Annotated in this window: 15 protein-coding genes; 10 read left to right on the top strand and 5 right to left on the bottom strand. The window is 68.8% G+C overall.

What is annotated here, in order from left to right; genetic code table 11:
• Position 1 precedes the first annotated feature (1 nt).
• The 7 genes from AC1DW0_RS26650 to AC1DW0_RS26620 all read left to right on the top strand — a co-directional run bounded on the left by AC1DW0_RS26650 (position 2) and on the right by AC1DW0_RS26620 (position 10,509).
• Complete coding sequence (locus AC1DW0_RS26650) at positions 2-877, top strand: LysR family transcriptional regulator (protein WP_056194060.1); 876 nt, start codon at positions 2-4, stop codon at positions 875-877.
• 163 nt (positions 878-1,040) lie between these two features.
• The gene (locus AC1DW0_RS26645) at positions 1,041-3,218 is read left to right on the top strand and encodes a TonB-dependent receptor (protein ID WP_477949024.1); all 2,178 of its coding nucleotides are present in this window, start codon (positions 1,041-1,043) and stop codon (positions 3,216-3,218) included.
• 35 nt (positions 3,219-3,253) lie between these two features.
• Entirely contained in the window at positions 3,254-4,465 is a 1,212-nt protein-coding gene (locus AC1DW0_RS26640; protein WP_477949022.1) for a serine hydrolase domain-containing protein, read from the top strand.
• Positions 4,462-5,352 (top strand): ribokinase, encoded by an 891-nt coding sequence (locus AC1DW0_RS26635; RefSeq protein ID WP_477949020.1) that lies wholly within the window; start codon positions 4,462-4,464, stop codon positions 5,350-5,352. The genes AC1DW0_RS26640 and AC1DW0_RS26635 overlap by 4 nt, the downstream gene beginning before the upstream one ends.
• A gap of 4 nt (positions 5,353-5,356) precedes the next feature.
• Positions 5,357-7,474, top strand: a complete 2,118-nt coding sequence (locus AC1DW0_RS26630; RefSeq protein ID WP_477949019.1) for a formylglycine-generating enzyme family protein — start codon at positions 5,357-5,359, stop codon at positions 7,472-7,474.
• A complete protein-coding gene (locus tag AC1DW0_RS26625; protein WP_477949017.1) occupies positions 7,464-9,275 on the top strand; it encodes a glycoside hydrolase family 127 protein in 1,812 nt (603 codons plus the stop codon). The genes AC1DW0_RS26630 and AC1DW0_RS26625 overlap by 11 nt, the downstream gene beginning before the upstream one ends.
• A 79-nt stretch (positions 9,276-9,354) precedes the next feature.
• Positions 9,355-10,509 carry a CaiB/BaiF CoA transferase family protein gene (locus AC1DW0_RS26620; protein ID WP_477949015.1) on the top strand — a complete coding sequence of 385 codons (1,155 nt, stop codon included), beginning with the start codon at positions 9,355-9,357 and terminating at the stop codon, positions 10,507-10,509.
• On the opposite strand, the gene AC1DW0_RS26615 is transcribed toward AC1DW0_RS26620, so the two are convergent.
• Complete coding sequence (locus AC1DW0_RS26615) at positions 10,506-10,880, bottom strand: VOC family protein (RefSeq protein ID WP_056194037.1); 375 nt, start codon at positions 10,878-10,880, stop codon at positions 10,506-10,508. The two genes, AC1DW0_RS26620 and AC1DW0_RS26615, sit on opposite strands and share 4 nt — an antisense overlap.
• 103 nt (positions 10,881-10,983) lie before the next feature.
• Between AC1DW0_RS26615 and AC1DW0_RS26610 the strand changes: the two genes are divergently transcribed.
• The 3 genes from AC1DW0_RS26610 to AC1DW0_RS26600 all read left to right on the top strand — a co-directional run bounded on the left by AC1DW0_RS26610 (position 10,984) and on the right by AC1DW0_RS26600 (position 12,784).
• On the top strand, positions 10,984-11,457 hold the full coding sequence (locus tag AC1DW0_RS26610; RefSeq protein ID WP_477949013.1) for an Lrp/AsnC family transcriptional regulator: 474 nt from the start codon (positions 10,984-10,986) through the stop codon (positions 11,455-11,457).
• A gap of 110 nt (positions 11,458-11,567) precedes the next feature.
• Positions 11,568-12,296: an NIPSNAP family protein gene (locus tag AC1DW0_RS26605; protein ID WP_477949011.1), complete on the top strand. Its 729-nt coding sequence runs from the start codon at positions 11,568-11,570 to the stop codon at positions 12,294-12,296.
• A gap of 5 nt (positions 12,297-12,301) precedes the next feature.
• On the top strand, positions 12,302-12,784 hold the full coding sequence (locus tag AC1DW0_RS26600; RefSeq protein WP_477949009.1) for a DUF1579 domain-containing protein: 483 nt from the start codon (positions 12,302-12,304) through the stop codon (positions 12,782-12,784).
• On the opposite strand, the gene AC1DW0_RS26595 is transcribed toward AC1DW0_RS26600, so the two are convergent.
• The 4 genes from AC1DW0_RS26595 to AC1DW0_RS26580 form a co-directional block, all read right to left on the bottom strand.
• Positions 12,781-15,297: a hybrid sensor histidine kinase/response regulator gene (locus AC1DW0_RS26595; RefSeq protein WP_477949007.1), complete on the bottom strand. Its 2,517-nt coding sequence runs from the start codon at positions 15,295-15,297 to the stop codon at positions 12,781-12,783. The two genes, AC1DW0_RS26600 and AC1DW0_RS26595, sit on opposite strands and share 4 nt — an antisense overlap.
• Positions 15,298-15,457: 160 nt before the next feature.
• Entirely contained in the window at positions 15,458-16,678 is a 1,221-nt protein-coding gene (locus tag AC1DW0_RS26590) for a glycoside hydrolase family 5 protein (protein WP_477949005.1), read from the bottom strand.
• Positions 16,675-18,258 (bottom strand): GH39 family glycosyl hydrolase, encoded by a 1,584-nt coding sequence (locus tag AC1DW0_RS26585; RefSeq protein ID WP_477949003.1) that lies wholly within the window; start codon positions 18,256-18,258, stop codon positions 16,675-16,677. The genes AC1DW0_RS26590 and AC1DW0_RS26585 overlap by 4 nt, the downstream gene beginning before the upstream one ends.
• A complete protein-coding gene (locus AC1DW0_RS26580) occupies positions 18,255-19,859 on the bottom strand; it encodes a family 43 glycosylhydrolase (RefSeq protein ID WP_477949001.1) in 1,605 nt (534 codons plus the stop codon). Before AC1DW0_RS26580 ends, AC1DW0_RS26585 begins: the two co-directional genes overlap by 4 nt.
• Positions 19,860-19,911: the final 52 nt, after the last annotated feature.

Raw genomic sequence — 19,911 nt, 5'->3', positions numbered from 1 at the left:
GTTGGAGACCCAGTTCCTGCACACCTTCGTGGCCGTCGTCGACCACGGCTCGATGGCCGCCGCCGCGCGCGTGCTCAACATCACGCCAGCGGCGGTGGCCCAGCAGATCCGCACGCTGGAGCGCGAGATCGGCGCGCCGCTGATCGCCCGCGCCGGCCGCTCGGTGCACGTCACCGAGCCGGGTTCGCGCATCCTCGAGCGCACGCGCGAACTGCTGCGCGGCGTGGCCGACCTGAGCACCATCGCCACCGATGAGACGCCGGCCGGCGAGTTGCGCCTGGGTGCCGGCACCAATGCGCTGACCGGCCTGGTGCCCGACATCCTGGCCCGCCTGGTCGAACTGCATCCCAGGCTGAAGGTCTTCATCCGGCCAGGCTATTCGCCCGAGCTCTACCGCGCCGTCGAGGCGGGCGACCTGGACGCCGCTGTCGTGCTGGAGGCGCCCTTCCCGCTGCCCAAGACCTGCGGCTGGGAGCTGCTGCGCGAGGAGGAGCTCGTCGTGCTCGCGCCCCGCAAATGGGCCGGCCGCGACCCGCACGAGCTGCTGGCGAGCGAGCCGCTGGTGCGCTACGACCGCACGCAATGGGGCGGCCGCGTCGCCGACCAATACCTGCAGCGCGCCGGCATCGTGCCGCAGGAGCGCTTCGAGCTGAATGCACTCAACGCCATCGCCGTCATGGTGGACCGGGGCCTGGGTGTGTCGCTGGTGCCGGACTGGCTGCGCCCCTGGCCGGAAGGGCTGGATGTCGTCTGCCTGCCGCTGCCCCTGCCCAGCGAGCCGCGCCGCATTGGCGTCGTGTGGTCACGCGCGACGGTGCGGCACCGCCTTGTCACGGCCTTTCTGCGCGAAGCGCGTGCGGTGTCCGGCCTGGCCTGAGCCGGCCGCATCGGCACACAACAAATTCTTGGGCTTGAACATAGGCGGCAAGGGTGTGAGCTTGTCACGCCCTGGCTGAGACTGCGGCCACAGCGCCCGCCACGCCACGCCCAGCGGCGTCATGAGCTGCAAGCGCGCCCACAGATCGATGGAAAGCACAAAGATGACGAGACAAGCACCGGCCGGCCAGGGCCACACCCCGACTTCTTCCCGCCACGCCATCGCGTTGGCCGCTGTTGCCGCGCTGGCTGCGGCTGGCGCACAGGCCCAGCAGGCCGCCGCCGATGCCGACACCAATGCGGACGGCAGCGAGCTCCAGCGCGTCATCGTCACCGGCACGCGCGTGCCCAAGGCCGTCGACAAGATCCCGGGGGCCGTCACGCTGATCACCAAGGAAGAGATCGGCCACACGCTGAACATGACCGACGACATGACGGCCGTGCTGTCGCGCACGGTGCCGGGCTATGCGGAGTCATCTCAGGCCATGAGCAACACCGGCGAGAACCTGCGCGGCCGCATCGCGCTGCGCCTGTTCGATGGCGTGCCCCAGGGCTCGCCGCTGCGCGAGGGCACGCGCAACGCCAGCTTCACCGACATGGGCCTGGTCGGCCGCATCGAGGTCATCAACGGCCCGTCGGCGTCCGAAGGCATCGGCGCGGCAGGCGGCATCATCAACTACCTGTCCAAGTCGCCCACCAAGATGGGCAGCGAGGTCACGCTGACGGCGCGCTACACGACGGCCTTCGAGGACGACAGTGCCGGCTGGAAGCTCGGCGCCAACTACGCCTTCAAGGCCGAGGACTGGGACTTCATCGGCGCCGTTTCGCGCATCGACCGCGGCATGACCTACGACGGCCACGGCCGCCGCATCGGCTTGAACACCAGCGGCTCGGTCGCCGACTCCACGGCCAACAATGTCTACGCCAAGGCTGGCTTCAATTTCGGCGCCAATCGCGAGCAGCGCATCCAGGCCTCGCTGTCCAAGTTCAAGATCGAGGGCAAGGGCAACTACCACCTCGTCGACGGCGACCGCACGGCGGGCTCCACCAACACCTCCGAGCGGCCGGGCCTGTTCGGCACCCTCAGCGAGATCAACGACTTCTCGCAGAGCACGCTTTCCTACAAGCACAACGACCTGTGGGGCGGCTCGCTGTCGCTGGACGCCTACTACGCCGACCAGAAGATGCGCTACCCGGCCGAGAACGGCGCCGACCGCCAGGACCCGCTGATCGCGCCGCTGGGCACGCTGGTGGACCAGTCCGAGGTGCGCACACGCAAATACGGCCTGCGCAATGCCTACAGCCATGGCGATGTCTTCGGCGTCGAAGGACTGGAGGTGCGCGGGGGCGTCGACCTGACGCACGATACCGCCAGGCAGTGGCTGGCGCTGACCGATCGCCTGTGGGTGCCGCCGATGAACTACAGCAGCGTCGCGCCGTGGTTCCAGGCTTCCTATGACATCGGGCCGCTGACGATCTCCGGTGGCTTTCGCCGCGAGGACGGCGAGCTGGAGGTGGCCGACTACAAGACCACCTATTTCCGCAACCGCGTGGACGTCAAGGGCGGCACGCTGAACTACAAGGCCAACCTGCCCAATATCGGCGCGGTCTGGAAGATCGGCGGCGGCTGGTCGGCCTTCGTCTCCAGCGGCAAGGGCTTCACACTGCCCAATGTCGGCATCCCGCTGCGCAACATCAACTACCCCGGCCAGTCCGTCGCGGGCATCCTGGACCTGCAGGCCGTCATCGTGAAGAACAACGAGGTCGGCTTCAACTGGCGCGGCGCCATGGGCTCCTTTGGCGGCTCGTACTACAAGAGCAAGTCGGACTTCGGCCAGTCGCTGTCCATCGACCCCGTCACCAATGACTTCCTGCTAGCCCGCCAACCCGTCAACATCAGCGGCTACGAGCTGACCGGCGAGCTGCGCGCCACCCGTGACCTGAAGTTCACGGCGCTGTATTCGCACACCTCCGGCAAGACCTGGTTCACCAGCGGCGGCCCGCTGACCAAGCAGATGGGCGTGCTCGACATCAACCCCGACAAGCTCGGCGCTTCGGCCACCTGGCGCTTCCTGTCCCAGGCCGACGTGACGCTGGGCGCGACCAAGCTGAGCTCGCGCGACCTCAATGTCGGCACCAGCGCCGAGGAGCACACCAAGGGCTACACGCTGTTCGACTTCAGCGCCAACTGGGACTGGGGCCGCGGCGGCAAGAGCTCGCTGGGCATCGAGAACCTGACCAACAAGTTCTATGTGCTGAGCTGGTCGCAGGTGGTGGGATTTCGCAACTACACCTCCGGCCGCGGCCGTGTGGTGTCCGTGACGCACACGGTGACCTTCTGACCCTGCACGTCCGATCCGGCCCCACCCGCCGCCTGATGCTCGCCGGCGCTGCTGCTGCCGCATGGCCGGCGCGGGCCGAGCTGGGCTTGCCAAACTGCACGCCGGCCTCGGCCGGCTTCTCGGTCGAACGCCTGCGGCGGCTGGATGCCTTTTTGGACGCCGACACGCGTGCCGGACCGCGCGGCCCCGGCCACCTTGGCGCCGTCGTGCTGCTGGCGCGCGATGGCTGCGTGCTGCACCACCGGGCCCACGGCCACCGCGACCTGGGGCGCCACGAGGCCATGCCACTGGATGCGATCTTCCGCATCTACTCCATGACCAAGCCGATCGCGTCGGTGGCCGTGCTGATGCTGATGGAGGAGGGCGCACTGACGCTGGACGACCCCGTCGAGCGCCACCTGCCCGAGTTCGTCGGCCAGCACCTGCGTGACGGTGCCAAGCCACGCCGGCCGGTCACGCTGCGCCAACTGCTGACGCACACCTCGGGCTTGGACACCGCGGGCGCGGAGATCGACCCGCAGGCTGCGGCCGACCTGGCGACGTTCGCGCGCCGCGTCGCCGCCGTGCCGCTGGCCGTCGAGCCCGGCAGTCGCTTCCGCTACGACGGCATCAACACCGATGTGCTCTGCCGCGTTGTCGAAGTCGTGTCGGGTCGGCCCTTTGCGCAATTCCTGCGTGAACGCCTGTTCGAACTCCTGGGCATGGGCGATACCGGCTTCACGGTGCCCGCCGCGCAGCGCTACCGCGTCGCCGACATCACGAGCGTCACCGACGACGGCCGCCTCGTGCTCGCCAAGGCCCGCTCGGCCGACGCGCCGGGCGTGGCGCTGCGCGACTACGACGGCGGTGCTGGCGGCCTCTATTCAACGGCGAATGACTATCTGCGCTTCGCCCAGATGCTGCTCGACGAGGGCTGGTGGCGCGGCCGCCAGCTGCTGTCGCCCAGGACCGTGGCGCTGATGCGCATGAACCAGGTCGGCCACCTGGACGTCGGCAACGACCTCGGCCCCGGCGAGGGCTTTGGCCTGGGCGTGTCCATGGTGCTGGACGTCGCCCGCCGCGGCCGGCTGGGTTCCGAGGGCTCCTTCGGCTGGCCGGGTGCGGCGTCAACGTATTTCACCGTCGACCCGCGCGAGCGCCTCGTTGCCCTCCTGCTGATGCAGCATGTGCCGCGCGGCGTCGCCACCGACCCGCCGCGGCCGGCGGCCGCTTTCCACAACCTCGTCTACCAGGCCCTCGAGCGATGAAGCCTCCCGTCATCCTGGTCGCCGGCTCGGCCAATCTCGATTTCGTCGTGCGCGCGCCGCGCATCCCGGTGCCCGGCGAAACCGTGCTGGGCCGCGGCTTCCAGACCTTCCCCGGCGGCAAGGGCGCCAACCAGGCCGTGGCCTGTGCACGCGCCGGTGGCGTGGCGACGGACATGCTCGTCGCTCTCGGCCAGGACGCCTACGCCGCAGAGCTCGAAGCTTCGCTGCGCGCCGCTGGCGTGACGCCCCACATCGTCCGCCCCGAGGGCCTGGCCACGGGCAACGCCTTCATCTGCGTGTCCGACGACGCCGAGAACGCCATCACCGTCGCGCCCGGCGCCAATGCCGGCCTGGCGCCCGAACACCTGCCGCCGCTGAGCCACTACAGCCACCTGCTGCTGCAACTGGAGACGCCACTGGCCACCGTCACGGCCTGCGCGCGCGTCGCCCATGCCGCCGGGCTCAACGTGACGCTGAACGGCGCGCCTGCCCAACCCCTGCCGCGCGCGCTGCTGGGTGCGCTGGACCTGCTCGTCGTCAACGAAGGCGAGCTGGCCGCCATCAGCGGCATCCAGCACGACGTCGACGCGGCCATCGCCTCGCTGGACGTGCCCTGCGTCGTCGTCACGCTGGGCGCACGCGGCGTGCGGGCACGCTGCGGCGCGGCCTGGTTCGAGCAACCCGGCTTTGCCGTCGAGGTTGTCGACACGACCGCGGCCGGTGACACTTTCTGCGGCGCCCTGGTGGCCGAGCTGGCGAATGGCGCCCGCTGGCCCGAGGCGCTGCGCTTGGCCTGCGCCGCTGCGGCCCTGGCCTGCACGCGGCCAGGCGCGCAGAGCAGCATCCCCGCGCGTGCCGAGGTCGAGTCCTTTCTGCAGTCCCGATAAATCCATGGCCGAGTACAAGTTCTCCCACGTCACGACACAGCGCTACCTGCCCACGCCGGGCAAGGCACCGGGCTGGCCGTTCGCCGAGATCGGCCACTGGCAGATGGACGTCAACGGCACCGCCGACGACTGGCTGCGCGACCTGCGCGACTGGCGGCGCGAGCACCTGGTGCGCATCGGCTATGACGACGCCAACTACCGCCGCCCCGAGCTGCAATGGGCGCAGCGCAATTTCGTGCACGCGCAGATGATGGTCGAGGACCGCTTCTTCTTCGACGCGGCCACCGGCGAGTACACGGTGGACCGCTACCTGGACGACCTCGAGCAGCGTTTCGGCGGCCTGGACAGCGTGCTGATCTGGTACGTCTACCCCAACATCGGCATCGACGACCGCAACCAGACCGACCTCGCCCACGACCTGCCGGGTGGCCTGGCAGGGCTCAAGCGCGCGGTGGACGCCTTCCACCGCCGCGGTGTGCGCGTCTTCCTGCCCACCAAGCCCTGGGACCACGGCACCCGCGAGCACGCCGAGAGCGACTGGGAGGCCATCGCCGGCATCGTGCAGGCGGTCGGTGCCGATGGCATCAACGGCGACACCTATAACGGCGTGCCGCGCGCCTTCTTCGACGCCTGCGAGCGGCGTGGCCGCTACGTCGTGTTGCAGCCGGAGTCGACGATCTCCTGCGAGGAGCAGCTGATCTGGAATGTGCAGAGCTGGGGCAAGAAGGTGCCGCAGGATGTCGTACCTGTCGTCGCCAAGTTCAAGTGGCTGGAACCGCGCCACATGATCAACCTGGAGAACCGCTGGAGCCGCGACCGCAACAACGACTTCCAGTACTGCTTCTTCAACGGTGTGGGCTACAACGCCTGGGAGAACGTGTGGGGCATCTGGAACGGCTTCACCGGCCGGGATGCCGCCACGCTCAAGCGCATCGCGACGCTGTTCCGCGGGCTGGCACCGCTGCTGGTCAGCCGCGACTGGCGGCCCTATGCACCGACGCTGCATGCGGGTGTGTTTGCCAGCAGCTTTCCGCTCGATGGGCGGCGGCTGTGGACGATCGTCAACCGCAACGAGTATGTAGTCGATGGCGAGCAGCTCGCCGTTGAACACGAGACCGGCACGCGCTACTTTGATGTGTGGAACGGCGCGGAGGTGCAGCCGCGCGTGGACGGTGCTCAGGCGGTCTTCTCGGTGGCGCTGGAGGCGCGGGGCTTTGGCGCGCTGCTGGCCGTTGCGGCTGGTGAGTCGGTGGACGGGTCTTTGCTGGCTCGCATGGCCGAGCTGGCGCGCACGCCGCTGCAGTCTCTCGACAAGACCTGGCGGCCGCTGACGCAGCAGCTCGTCGCCATTGCACCCACGCCGCGCGTCGAAAAGGCACCTGAGAGCATGGTCGAGATCCCTGCCGGTGAGTTCGACTTCGCCGTCGGCGGCGTCGAGGTCGAGGGCCAGACCTGGGCGGGCCTGGACGTGCAATACCCATGGGAAGACAGCCCGCGCCGCCAGCATCGCCGTCGCATGGACATGCCGCGCTTCTTCATGGACCGCACGCCGGTGACCAACGCGCAGTTCCATGCCTTCGTGCTGGCCGCGCGCTATCAACCGGCGGATGCGCACAACTTCCTGCGCCATTGGGTGAACGGTGAGCCGCCCGCAGGCTGGGCCAACAAGCCGGTCACCTGGGTCGGCATCGAGGACGCCCGCGCCTATGCCGCCTGGGCGGGCAAGCGCCTGCCGCATGAATGGGAGTGGCAATACGCCGCCCAAGGCGGCGACGGCCGCGCCCATCCCTGGGGCGAGGCCTGGGACGCGAGCGCCGTGCCGCCGCCCAACACCGGTCGCACGCTGACCCCGCCCGCCGACGTCGACACCCACCTGCGCGGTGCCAGCCCGTTTGGCGTGCTCGACCTCGTCGGCAACGTCTGGCAGTGGACCGACGAGTACGCCGATAACCACACCCGCGCGGCCGTGCTGCGCGGCGGCAGCAGCTACCAGCCGCAGACCTCGCACTGGTACTTCCCGCAGGCCTACCGGCTGGACCAGCACGGCAAATACCTGCTGATGGCGCCGTGCAAGGACCGTTCCGGCATGCTGGGCTTTCGCTGTGTCGTCGATGCGCGCTGAGGTTCAACTGGGCGGCCTGCTCGGCGAGGCCATCGAGGCCAGCCGCCGCGGCCGGCTGCACCGCTTCATCGCCGGGCCCGATAGCCCGGCCATCGCGCTGTTCCTGCGCGCCGTCGCGGACAAGAACCTGGAGGGGGACTGGTACGGCGAGCATGCCGGCAAATGGCTGGTCGCTGCTTCCCGAGCTGCGGCCCGTAGCGGTGACGCCGAGCTGGAGTCTCACGTGCGCGCCGTCGCCGACTTCCTCTGCGCCCAGCAGGAAGCCGACGGCTATCTCGGCACCTATGCCGCGCCGCGCCGCTTCATGGTCAAGCAGCCGCCCAAGCCGCCGACCTGGGACGGCGCACCGAGCCTGCGCACCTGGGACATCTGGACACACAGCTATCTGATCCTGGGGCTGCTCGAAGCGCACCGCCATTTCGCGGAGCCGGCCTGGCTGGCAGCGGCCCGCCGCATCGGCGACCTCTGCGCGAGCGCGCTGGCGGAGATCGACATCACCGACCTTGGCAACCACCACGGCATGTCGGCCACGGTGCTGATGGACCCGGCTTGCGAGCTTTACTTCGTGACTGGCGAGCGCCGCTACCTGGACCTGGCCGAGCGCATCCTCGAACAGGCCGACCGCCACGCGCCACTGGCCCTGCTGAGCCGCGCGCTGGCCGGCGCCGACGCGGCCGACATCGGCACCGGCAAGGCCTACCAGCTGCTGTGGAACCTCGTCGGCCTGGCCAAGCTGCACCGTGCCACCGGCCGGCCCGAGCTGCTGGCTGCCGTGCATGCGCTGTGGGCCAGCATCCGCGACAAGCACCTGAGCCTGGGCAGCGGCCCCTGGGGTGGCGTGGCCCACCGCTCGCGCGAGGTCTTCAATGCGCCAGGCAGCTTTGTGCCCGAGGCCTATGTCGAGACCTGCTCGACGCTGGCCTGGGTCCAGCTCAATCGCGAGCTGCTGCTGCTCAGCGGTGATGCGCGCTATGCCGAGGAGATCGAGCGCGCGGCCTACAACGATCTCTTGGGCTCTATCGCGCCCAATGGCGAGGACTGGTGCTACTACAGCTTCCCCAATGGGCGGCGTGTGCACACCACGTATTGGCGCTGCTGCAAGAGCAGCGGCGCGATGGCGCTGGAGGAGCTGCCGGCGCTGGCCGTCAGCGGTGGCGAGGGCGAGCTGACGGTGCATCTGCACGGCCCGCTGACGGCGCGCGTCGGCGGCGTGGGCCTGCGCATCGAGACGGGCTATCCGTACGAAAGCGACGTGGCGCTGACCCTTGACCCTGATGCGCCGGCTCGCTTCACGCTGAAGCTGCGCTGCCCGTCCTGGGCCGAGGGTGCCCATGCGGAGGTCGGCGGCGAGCGCTTTGCCGGCCCGCCGGGCGGCTATCTGGCCATCGACCGCGTCTGGCAGCCCGGCGATACCGTCAGGCTGTGCCTGCCGATGAAGGCTGAACTGCACGAGCGCCGCAACCGCAACGTGCAGGAGTCGCGCGCGCCCGACGGCAGCGCCGTGCACCAGACGGTGCTCGATCTGGGCTATGTGGCGTTGACGCGAGGCCCCCTCGTCTTCTCGACTCCACTGATCGACGGCTTCAAGACGGCGGAGACCGTGCAACTGCCCGAGGCGCCGCTCGAACACTGGGTCAGCGAGGTGGCCGGCGCCGACGTGCCGACGCTGCGCATGACCCTGGGCTGCCGGGCGCCGCTGGACTTCCAGCCCTATTTCCTCGCCGGTGGCCGCGAGGACGGCGCCTGGCGCCTGACCTGGTTGTCGACTGCGCCGGCGACCACGACAACCAAGTTTCCGTGATGCCTGAGCGAACGCCAGCGCCCTTGGTTGCACCTGGCTTCTGGCCCAGACTGGCCGCCATCCTGACGAGCCCCCCGCCGTGAACGCCGCTGCCTTCCCTCCCTCTACCCGACCCGGCCCGCCGGGGCCACTGAGCGGCGTGCGCGTGCTCGACCTCAGTGCCTACATCGCCGGGCCCTATGGCTGCACGCTGCTGGCCGACCAGGGCGCCGACGTGCTCAAGGTCGAGCCGCCGGCCGGCGACAACCTGCGCAACTACCCATCCACGCTGGCTGCCGAGAGCCGCGCCTTCATCGGCGTGAACCGCAGCAAGCGTGGCGTCGTGCTGGACCTGAAGCAGCCCGCCGACCTCGCCGCCCTGCTGCGCCTGGTGCGCGAGGCCGACGTGCTGGTGCACAACTTCCGCCCTGGGGTCCCTAAGCGCCTGGGCATCGCCCACGAGCAGCTGGAGCTGCTGAACCCGCGCCTCATCTACTGCGCCGTGACCGGCTACGGCGAGACCGGGCCGCTGAAGGACAAGGCCGGCTACGACCAGGTGCTGCAGACGCTGACCGGCATGTGCGCCCTGCAGGGCAAGCGCGGCGGGCCGCCGGAGATCCTCTACGGCTCGGTGGTCGACTACTACGCGGCGGCCCTGGTCGCTTCAGGTGTCGCGTCGGCGCTGTTCGAGCGCGAGCGCAGCGGGCGCGGCCAGTACGTCGGTGTGTCGCTGCTGCGCAGCGCGTTGACGATGCAGTCGGCCCGCCTGGTCTGGGCCGGCGATGAGCCGCTGGACATCGGCCGCGACATGCGCTCGGGCGGCGTCACCGGTATCCACCCGGCGCGTGAGGGCCATATCTACATCTCGGCCAACACAGCGCGTTTCTGGGCGGCGCTGTGCCGCATCACTGGCCTGGATGATCTCGCCGCCGACGAGCGCTTCGACACCGTCAAGAAGCGCGCCGCCAACGCCGCCGGGCTGCTGACGAGGCTGCATGCGGCCCTGGCCACGCGCACGGCGCTGGAGTGGGAGGCCTTGTTCGGCGACGAGGTGCCTTGCGCAGCGGCCCGCCAGGTCGAGGACATGTTCCAGCATCCGCAGGTGCTGGCCGAGGGCATCGTCGGCGACCTCGAGCACGCGACCGTCGGCAGCTATCGCGGCGTCACGCGGCCCATCGTCTTCGGCAGGACGCCCGGGCCGGAGCCGTTCGCCGCGCCGACCCTCGGCCAGCACGACGACGAGCTCAAGCCTTAGGTCGCGTTCGTCAGCACCTCGATGCGATGGCCGTCGAGGTCATGGAACATCGCGCCGAAGTAGGTCTCGCTGATGTCGGGCCGGGGGCGTGGCGTGAAGATGTCGCGAGCCGCCGAGGCCAGCGCCACCTCATGTATGGCTGCAACGACGATGCGGTCCGGAGCGCCGAGAGCGATGTGGGCACCGCGCGCCGTTACCGGCTCGTCTTCGGGCACCGGGTAGAGGAAGAAGCACCAGCGCTCGGGCGTGCCGAAGGCGGCTTCGCTGCCGGTATCGCGCAGCAGCGCCAGGCCCAGCGGCGCCAGCACGCGGCTGTAGAAGGCCACCGACTCGGCGTAGCGGCGGGTGCCCAGGGACACGTGATCGATCATCGGGAAAAACTCCTGTGGGGACGCCTGTCATCCTAGAAAGGGTGTCGCGGCGAAATCCGGCAAGATGCGCGGCTCCCTTGCCGTTTGGCCGCAATTTCAGAACATGCCCGAGCTGGACCTGGACCGCTTTGACCGCCAGTTGCTGACCCTGGTGCAGCAGGACGCCGCGCTGACGGCCGAGCAGCTGGCCGAGCATGTCAGCCTGTCGGCCTCGGCCATCCAGCGGCGGCTGAAGCGGCTGCGCGAGCAGGGCGTCATCCAGCGCCAGATCGCCGTCGTCGATGCCGCCCAGATCGGCCGACCGACCACCTTCATCGCCGCCCTGCAGGTCGACAGCGAACGCCCTGAGCCGATGGCGCGGTTGCGCGCCTGGTTGGACGCCGAGGCCGCCGTGCAGCAGGCCTTCTATGTGACCGGCGAGAACGACTTCGTGCTTGTCGTCACCGCCCCCGACACGACCGCCTATGAAGCGCTGATGGCGCGGCTGCTGGCCGACAACCCGAACGTGCGCCGCTACACCACCCAGGTCGCCATGGGCGTGCTCAAGCGCGGCCTCAGCTTGCCGGTGCCCGAATGACGCGCCTGCGGTTTTCGGGCGCCGATGTCGGCACGTCGTAAAACACGTCATGCATTGACAGGTATGGCGGCGCAGACTGCACGGACCTTGAACTCCGTGGACTCTGAACCATGCCTCTGCCTCTCGAAACCACACCGCCCGTCGCGCCGGACTGTCAGGTCGTCGAACTGCGCCAGTACACCCTGCACCCGGGCAAACGCGACACGCTGATCGAGCTCTTCGACCGCGAGTTCGTCGCCGCGCAGGAGGCCGTCGGCATCCGCGTGCTGGGCCAGTTCCGCGACCTGGACGGGCCTGACCGCTTTGTCTGGCTGCGCGGCTTCGCCGACATGGCCGCGCGCGGCGACAGCCTGCCTGCCTTCTATGGCGGGCCGGTCTGGACACAGCACCGCAACACGGCCAACGCGACCATGATCGATTCCGACAACGTGTTGCTGCTGCGCCCGGCCTGGCATGGCGCCGCGCTGCCTGAGCCGGCGATGCCCCGCGCCGAACGCGGCGCGACGGCGCTGCCCTCGGGGTTGTTGCTGGCGACCGTCTTCCACCTGAAAGCGCCGGCCGGCCCTGAACTGCTGGGCCTTGCCCGCGGCCCGCTCAGCGATGCGCTGCGCGCCGCTGGTGCCCGACAGCTGGCCTGGTATGTCACCGAGGCCACGCCCAACAACTTCCCGCGCCTGCCGGTGCGCGAAGGCGAACACGTGCTGGTCTCTCTGGCTTTGTTCGATGACGCCAGGGCAGCCCTGTCGCGGGACTTCGCCGCATCACTTCAGCCCTGGCTGGCCAAGCCCACTCAGACCCTGCGCCTGGCGCCCACCGCCCGTTCCGCCCTTCACACCTGAACATCATGAACACGACTTCGACCCCGCAGGACTTCGACTTCTTCATCGGCCACTGGAAGGTCAGCCACCGCCGCCTCAAGGAACGCCTGCTCGGCTGCGAGGACTGGGAAAACTTCGAGGGAAGCTGCCGCATGTGGCCCCTGCTTGAGGGCAGCGGCAACATCGACGACAACGTGCTGGAGCTGCCCGCGGGCCCATACCGCGCCGCGTCGTTGCGCACCTTCGACCCCGTCAAGCGCCAGTGGGCCATCTGGTGGGTGGACGGCCGCAACCCGCAGCAACTCGACCCGCCCGTTGTCGGTGGCTTTGCCGATGGCGTGGGTGAGTTCCAGTGCGACGACGAGTTGCGCGGCCAGCCCATCCGCGTTCGCTACCGCTGGACGGATACCGCCACGCCCACCCCGCGCTGGCAACAGGCTTTCTCGGCCGATGGTGGCCAGACCTGGGAGACCAACTGGGTGATGGACTTCGAGCGGCTGGCGGCCTAACCCTGTTGCGCACGGACGGGTGGTGGCACCCAGGCCAGCAGGGTGCGTACCAACTGCCGCGGGTCGATGGGCTTGCTGACGTGGGCGTTCATTCCCGCGGCCAGGCAGTCCTGCACGTCGTGCTCCATCGCGCCGGCCGTCATCGCGATGATGGGCAGGCGAGCGTGCTGATGCATGGCACGGATCAGCCGCGTCGCCGTCGCGCCATCCATCTCGGGCATCTGCATGTCCATCAGCACGGCGTCGAAGGTCTCGTGCTTGAGGCGCTCCACCGCCTCCAGGCCGTTCTCGGCCACGTCCACTTCCAGTTTGGCCATGGCCAGGAAGGCACACGCCACCTGCTGGTTGACGGGGTTGTCCTCGACCAGCAGCACGCGCGCGCCGTGGATGGGGCGCATGGTCTCGGCCAGGTCAGCCATGCTGCTGCTTGCTGGCGCTGCAGCGGTGGGTTGCTCACCCTGCTGCAATTGCATGAGGGCGTCAAACAGCCGCGACGGCGTGACGGGTTTGACGAGGATCTGGGTACCGGCGCGGCCCTGCAGCTCCTCGGCGACGCGCTCGCTCGCATGCAGGCTGCTCAGCGCGATGACGGCCGGTGGCGGTGCGCCGCGCTCGACCGCGATGCGGCGGGCCATGTCGACGAAGTCCGCGCCGGCCGTCTTCCAGTCCAGCAGCAGCAGTTCGTAGGGGTGCTGCGGGTCGGCCTGACGCAGGCGGTACAGCGCCTCGTCGCCGAATGAAGCCACGCCGACCTGGAAGCGCCAGCTCTGCAGCATCTGTTGCAGGATGAGGCGCTCGGTGGGCTGAGCGTCGACGACCAGGGTGCGCATGCCGCGGATGCGGTGCAGGTCGATGCGCTCGGCGCCCGGTCTGGCCCTGCCGAAGTCGCAGGTGAAGGAGAAGGTGCTGCCCTGGTCGGGCAGGCTGCTGACCTCGAAGCTGCCATCCATCAACTCCACCAGCCGCTTGCAGATGGCCAGGCCCAGGCCGGTGCCACCGTAGCGGCGCGCGATGGAGGCATCGGTCTGGCCGAAGACCTGGAAGAGGCGATCCACCTGCTCGGGCGTCATGCCGATGCCGGTGTCGCGCACGCTGATGCGCAGCCGCATGCGGCCCTCATGCTCGCCCACAAGGTCTGCCCGCACGACGATCTCGCCGCGTGGCGTGAACTTGATGGCATTGCCGACGAGGTTGTTCAGCACCTGGGTCAGCCTCAGGCTGTCGCCCACCAGGCGGTGCGGCAGGCGCTCGTCGAACTCGAACAGCAGGTCCAGCCCGGCCTCATCCAGCCGTGCCGAGAACAGATGGCCGACGTTCTCGATCAGCTCCTCGGGGCTGAATTCCTCGGCCTCCAGCGTGATCTTGCCGGCCTCGGCCTTGGAGTAGTCCAGGATGTCGTTGAGCAGGGTCAGCAGGGCCTTGGAAGAGGTCTGCACCTTGCCGAGGTAGTCGCGCTGGCGCGGGTCCAGGCGCGTCTCCAGCACGAGGCTGGTCAGGCCGATGATGGCGTTCATCGGCGTGCGGATCTCGTGGCTCATGCTGGCCAGGAAGAGGCTCTTGGCGGCGTTGGCGGCCTCGGCCTGGTCGCGCGCCAAGGCCAGCGCCTCGCTTTGGGCGTGGTCGGCCTCATAGGCCTGGAACAGCCGCGCATACAGCGTGCTGTTCTCCAGCAGCAGCTCCATCAGCACGACCGAGCTGGCCAGCAGGCCGTAGATGCGGCCGGCGTAGAAGCCCAGGTCGAAGCGGGCTTCGTTCAGCATGGCCGACAGCGCGATGTCGAACAGCCAGGCCAGGCTGACCACCATCAGCCACAGATCCAGCACGGTCCGCGGCTGCTGGCGCCACAGCGCGGCCAGGGCGACGAGGCTGAAGGCCCAGACGCAGCCGACGGTGACCTGGAAGGCCAGCGAGTAGCGGCCGCCCACCAGCAGCTCGGGCAACCAGTCATGGCCCAGCGTGGTCATCGCGATGCAGCCGGCGCCGGCCAGCAGCGTGAGTGCGGGCCAGGTCAACGTCGGCACGGTGAACTGCGGCCTGCTCTTCAGCGCGACATAGCCGAGCACGAAGAGCGGAAAGCAACCATGCCACAGCATGTAGAGCCAGACGGTGGTTTGCGTCGTCGCACCGAGCAGGCCGTTGGCGCTGAACAGGCCCGGGAAGCTCAGCGCATGGGCCGTCGCCATCGCGGCCGTGAACAGATAGCCGCAGCCCAGCACCAGCAGGGCCTGGGAGCGCAGGATGCGGTACTGGCCGAACAGCAGCACGGCCGTGATGAGGTCGGTCAGCACCAGGGCCGACTCGTAGATGGGGATGAAGGCCGGCACCGCCGCCAGCTTGAGCTTGGCAAAGGGCAGCAGGGCCGCGAACACGGCCACCGACAGCAGCGCGACGATCAGCGCATGACGGCGCTCGCGCGGGCCGGCCGGCTGGTCCAGCAGAAAGGCCGGCCGAGCGTGCGCCGGCGCGGTTTCAGTGGGAACACCGCCCTCCCGGGGCAGGCTGCTTGATTCCAAGTCGGCTCCCTGAGGCGCCCGAGGCTGCCGGGCTTGCTAACAGGATAGTCGAACTGCGTGGCGGCTCGCGCGACGGGTGACGCCCGTTTACACCTTGAGCTGAAGCGCCGCCCTCACGGGATGGCGGCGTCGGCGTCCCGTGACGGGCAGGGTCATGGGGTCACCCCGTCAACGCGTCCAGCACTTTGGCGTCCAGCACGACGTTGCGGCTGCGATCCAGCAGCGAGCCCGTGTCCCAGTAGAACGGCACCAGGCCGAAGGCGCGGGCCCTCTGCGCCACGGTCTTGCAAAAGTAGGCGCGGCTGGCCTCGTGCAGCCGCAGCGCCTCGCCGGTCAGCGTGGTGCGGTGCTGGGCGCCGAACTCGCCGACGATGACGGGAATGCCCTTGTCGACGAAGCGCGTCTTCATCGAGCCGAGCAGGCTGTCCACCGCGTCCTCCTCGCCCCAGGTGGGGTTGTGGGCGGTATCGGTGGTGGAGTGGTTGCCCTGGCCCCAGTAGAAGAACTGGTTGCCCCAGGTTTCGTCCTTGGTCATGCCGGCGAAGTTCCACGGTGTGTAGTAGTGGATCTCCGCCATCAGCCGGCCGCTGGTCGTGTCCATCGGCCAGCCCGTCATCAGCTGTTTGGTGAGCTCCACATCGGTCGACGGCCCTTGCACGACCAGGTTGCGCCGGGCATTGCGGCCGCCGGTGGCGCGCACGGTGTCGATGAAGGTCTGGTGGTAGCTCATCAGCACGGCCATCTGTTCGGCCGTCTTGACGTTGGGCTCGTTGGCGCTGGCAAACAGCAGCCGCCCGTCGAAGTCGCGCAGTTGGGTCGCGATCTGCTGCCAGAAGGCCCGCTGCTTGTGGTTGTTGGCGACCTGCCTGTCGGGCGTGCAGTGCTCCTCCAGCCAGCCGCCGTCCCAGTGGATGTTGACGATGACGTGGAGGTCGGCGTCGATGCAGTACTGGACGACCTCCTTGACGCGGGCCAGCCAGGCAGGGTCGATCCTGGCGGTCGTCGCATCGGCGTACTGATCCCAGGAGGTCGGCAGCCGGACGGCGTTGAAGCCGCTGGTCTTGATGAACTGCACGAAGTCGCGCGTGATCTTGGGGTTGCCCCAATAGGTCTCGCTCTTGCCGCCCATCGCTTCCAGCGTGTTGCCGATGTTCAGGCCGGTGCGCATCTTCTGCGCGGCCTGCACGGCCGAGTCGGCCATGCCGGTGGTGTCGGCCGCCGCGGGCGCGATGTTGTAGTCGGGATAGGGCGAGCCGCCCGGGGCGGGGGCCGGCGCGGGTGCGGGTGCGGGTGACGGTGCCGCGCTCACCGCTGCGCCGCCACCTCCGCCGCAGCCCGCCAGGCCGGCCGCAAGGCCCAGTACGGCCTCGCGCCGCTTCATGGCGCCATCTTGCTCAGGCTCAGCAGCACGACGTCGTGGCTGCGGAGTTTCAGCGTCACCGTGGCCGAGCCATTGGCGCCGACCTGGAGTTCGCGCTGCACTTCCGGCTTGTCGGTCGTCAGCCCCTGCAGCGTGGCGAGCTGCTTGGCATCGAGGTTCTTCGGCGAGCCCATTTTCAGGTAGGCGGTGTGGGCGTCGTTGACCTCGAAACCGGTACGGCGCTGCGTGAGCTGGTAGCGGCCGGGTGCCAGATGGCGCAGTTCGACGGTCGCGCTGCCCGCGTCCCGGGCCGGCTGCGGCTTGCCGAAGAAGCTGCGGTTGCTGGCCGTCTGGTCGGGCTGGCGCCAGTCCCAGACGATGGCTTGCAGCTGGTCGCCGTCGGTCGCGGCCCAGGTGGAGGGGTCACTGGTCGGCACTTCCTTGCCCTGCAGTGCGGCGAGGTAGCGGTAGGCGAACCACACCGGCTTGCGGATGCCTTCACGCGTCATCAGGCCGAAGCCGCCGTGGAAGGGCGCGTCCGGCGGACCGGGTTCCTCGAACAGGTCGCTGTAGACCCAGTAGCTCATGTGCTGGGCGAGTCCTTGCGAAGCTTTCAGCTTGCTCAGCACATAGGGCGCGCTCATGTACGAGTCGTGCACCAGGTCGCGCGGGTTGTAGCTGCTGCTCCACTCGGTGAAGAACAGCGGCAGGCCCGGCAGGTGCGAGGCTTCGATCTCCTTGCGCACGCGCCGCACGTCACCGACGATGGCGTCGGGCGACTTTGACAGTTTCCGGTCTTCCTTGCCGAACTCGTCGAGGAAGCCTTCATCGACGCCATAGGTGTGCGTCGTGATGAAGTCCACCGGCGTGTTGGTGACCTTGGCGTGGGCCAGGAACTCGGGCACCCAGGCCGCGCCGGCCGTGGACGGGCCGCCCACGCGCAGCAGCGGGCTGACGGCCTTGATCGCCTTGGCGGTGCGGGTGTAGAGGTCGAAGTAGGCCTTTTGATCGGCCTTCTCCCAGAAGCCGTCGAGGTTGGGTTCGTTCCAGACCTCGAAGTACCAGTCGTGCACCTCAGCCGCGCCGTAGCGCTCCAGCAGGTGGCGGATGAAGGCGTCGATGAGCGCCACCCAACCGGCGGGCTCGGGGTGGGAGGTGTTGCCCTGCCAGTAGAAGATCTTGTTGTCCGAGGTCTTCAGCGCCAACGGCGTGAAGCCCAGTTCGACGAAGGGCTTGATGCGCCGGGCCAGCATCGCGTCGTAGAGCTTGTCGATGCCGGTGAAATCGAACACCAGCTTGCCCGCGGCGTCGCGTGTCACCGTCTTGAACGCGTCGTGGAAGATGGCGTGGAAGCGCAGGTAGCGGAATCCCAGTTCATCGACCGCGGTCTTCAGCTGCGCGAGCGCATCGGGGCGGTAAGTCGTGCCGGGGTAGTCGGCGCCGACGCAGTGGTCGAAGAAGCGGTCCAGCGGCTCCTTGGCCTGAGCCAAGTCGAGCACGATGCGGCGCTGTTGCGGTGCGGCAAGCGTCATGGGGGCAACCAGGGGCAGGGCGGTGGCGGCCAGCAACTGGCGGCGGCGCAGGGAGCGGAGTGAAGTCATGTCGGGAGTCCTCTGTAGACGAAGTTGCGGGCGCGCACCTCACCGGCGCCGGCGCTGAACAGCGCAGGCCGCAGGCTGACGAAGCCGCCGAACACGTTGTGATGCAGGCCGGAGACCTCCATCTGCCAGGAATGCTGTTTCCAGCTCTTGCCAGCGTCGTGCGAGGTGTGCCAAGTGATGACGTTCTCGCGGTTGACGAGGCGGATGTGCACATGGCGGGTGGCCATGTTCTCTCGCATCCACGAGTGCTCCTGGCCATAGCCATAGGTCAGCATCTGCGTGGTGCTGAAGCCGAGGCCGACGTGGCCGCGCTCCTCGTAGAACAGCGCCAGGCCACCATGGCCGTCGCCGATGATCTCCAGCTCAACACTGACCTCGTAGCTGCGGTCGCCGCAGGCACAGGTCAACGGCGAGGAGTCGGGCAGGGCCTTGCCTTTGCCGCGGATGGTCAGGGCCTTCTCATCAAAGCGCAGGCGCTTGGCTTCATCGGGCCCTGGCGCATGGAAGGCCCATTGCAGGCCCAGCTTGCCGCTGGAGAAATCGTCGGACAGCGCGAAGCCCGCGGGGCCGCGTTTGCCACCGCGCGGCTTGGGCAGGGGCTTGTCCAGCGTGCCGCCCTTGGCGCGCGGCCAGCCGTCCTGGGTCCACTCGACGGGCTCCAGCAGCGCCTGGCGGCCCAGCGTGCGCATGCCGTTCTCGTAGCCGTGATAGACCATCCACCAGTCCCCCGCCGGCCCTTCGACGAGGCTGGCGTGGCCGCGCGACCACCAGGGCTCGCCGGCGCTCTTCGTGCGCACGATAGGGTTTTGCGGGCAGTCCTCCCAGGGCCCGTGGACCGAGCGTGAGCGCGCCACGGTGACCATATGGCTGGTGGGCGGCCCCGCCGTGCCGCCGACGGCGGAGATCAGATAGAACCACTCGCCACGCCTGAGCAGCTTGGGCCCCTCGGGCGCGAACATCTCGACGACCCAGTCCTTGGGGTATTGCCAGGGTGTCCAGGCGTTGTTCTCCAACGCGCCGTCGGTGGCGAGGCCATCGTCCTTGAGCCGCACGCGGCGGCCGCCGTTGACGAAGAGGTAGCGCCGTCCGTCCTCACCCACGACATGGCCGGGGTCGATGCAGCCGGGGATTTTCAGATCGATGGGCGCGCTCCATGGCCCGCGGATGTCGTCGGCGTGGATGACATAGACGCCGGTGCCGGCGTCCTGCAGCACCGGGATGTAGATGAAGTAGCGGCCCTGATGTTTGATCAGGTCCATCGCCCAGACGGTGCCGATGGGCTGATGCAGGGCCGCGGTGACGGGCGTCCAGTTCACCAGGTCCTGGGAGTGCCAGATGACGGCGCCCGGATAGGACTGGAAGGACGAGAACGTCATCCAGTAGTCGGCACCGTCCTTCAGGATGGTCGGGTCGGCGTGGTCGCCTGGCACGATGGGATTCAGATAGGTCCCATTGCCCAGGTCGGCCTTGCGCTGACCTTCGATGCCAAAGGCGAAACTACGAGATCCGGGCGTGGCATCCGTCGTCGACGCGCGGGCAAGCGTGCTTGAGCCGGCCGCAGTGCCGGCCAGGATGGCGGGAAACGCACGGCGAGTCCACATCGATGTCTCCAGGAATGTTGTTCGAATCAGGCGCTTGCAGTGGGCGCGGCAA

This window comes from Roseateles sp. P4_D2, assembly GCF_056401875.1.
Note: the sequence above shows the minus strand (reverse complement) of the source record. Positions and strands in the feature narration are given on the sequence as shown.

Bases quoted from the DNA above. Each gene is read 5' to 3' on its own strand.
- AC1DW0_RS26605 (WP_477949011.1), top strand. From the start codon at position 11,568: ATGCCTCTGCCTCTCGAAACCACACCGCCCGTCGCGCCGGACTGTCAG.
- AC1DW0_RS26585 (WP_477949003.1), bottom strand. From the start codon at position 18,258: ATGACTTCACTCCGCTCCCTGCGCCGCCGCCAGTTGCTGGCCGCCACC.
- AC1DW0_RS26640 (WP_477949022.1), top strand. From the start codon at position 3,254: ATGCTCGCCGGCGCTGCTGCTGCCGCATGGCCGGCGCGGGCCGAGCTG.
- AC1DW0_RS26580 (WP_477949001.1), bottom strand. From the start codon at position 19,859: ATGTGGACTCGCCGTGCGTTTCCCGCCATCCTGGCCGGCACTGCGGCC.
- AC1DW0_RS26615 (WP_056194037.1), bottom strand. From the start codon at position 10,880: ATGATCGATCACGTGTCCCTGGGCACCCGCCGCTACGCCGAGTCGGTG.
- AC1DW0_RS26635 (WP_477949020.1), top strand. From the start codon at position 4,462: ATGAAGCCTCCCGTCATCCTGGTCGCCGGCTCGGCCAATCTCGATTTC.
- AC1DW0_RS26625 (WP_477949017.1), top strand. From the start codon at position 7,464: ATGCGCGCTGAGGTTCAACTGGGCGGCCTGCTCGGCGAGGCCATCGAG.
- AC1DW0_RS26645 (WP_477949024.1), top strand. From the start codon at position 1,041: ATGACGAGACAAGCACCGGCCGGCCAGGGCCACACCCCGACTTCTTCC.
- AC1DW0_RS26630 (WP_477949019.1), top strand. From the start codon at position 5,357: ATGGCCGAGTACAAGTTCTCCCACGTCACGACACAGCGCTACCTGCCC.
- AC1DW0_RS26610 (WP_477949013.1), top strand. From the start codon at position 10,984: ATGCCCGAGCTGGACCTGGACCGCTTTGACCGCCAGTTGCTGACCCTG.
- AC1DW0_RS26600 (WP_477949009.1), top strand. From the start codon at position 12,302: ATGAACACGACTTCGACCCCGCAGGACTTCGACTTCTTCATCGGCCAC.
- AC1DW0_RS26590 (WP_477949005.1), bottom strand. From the start codon at position 16,678: ATGAAGCGGCGCGAGGCCGTACTGGGCCTTGCGGCCGGCCTGGCGGGC.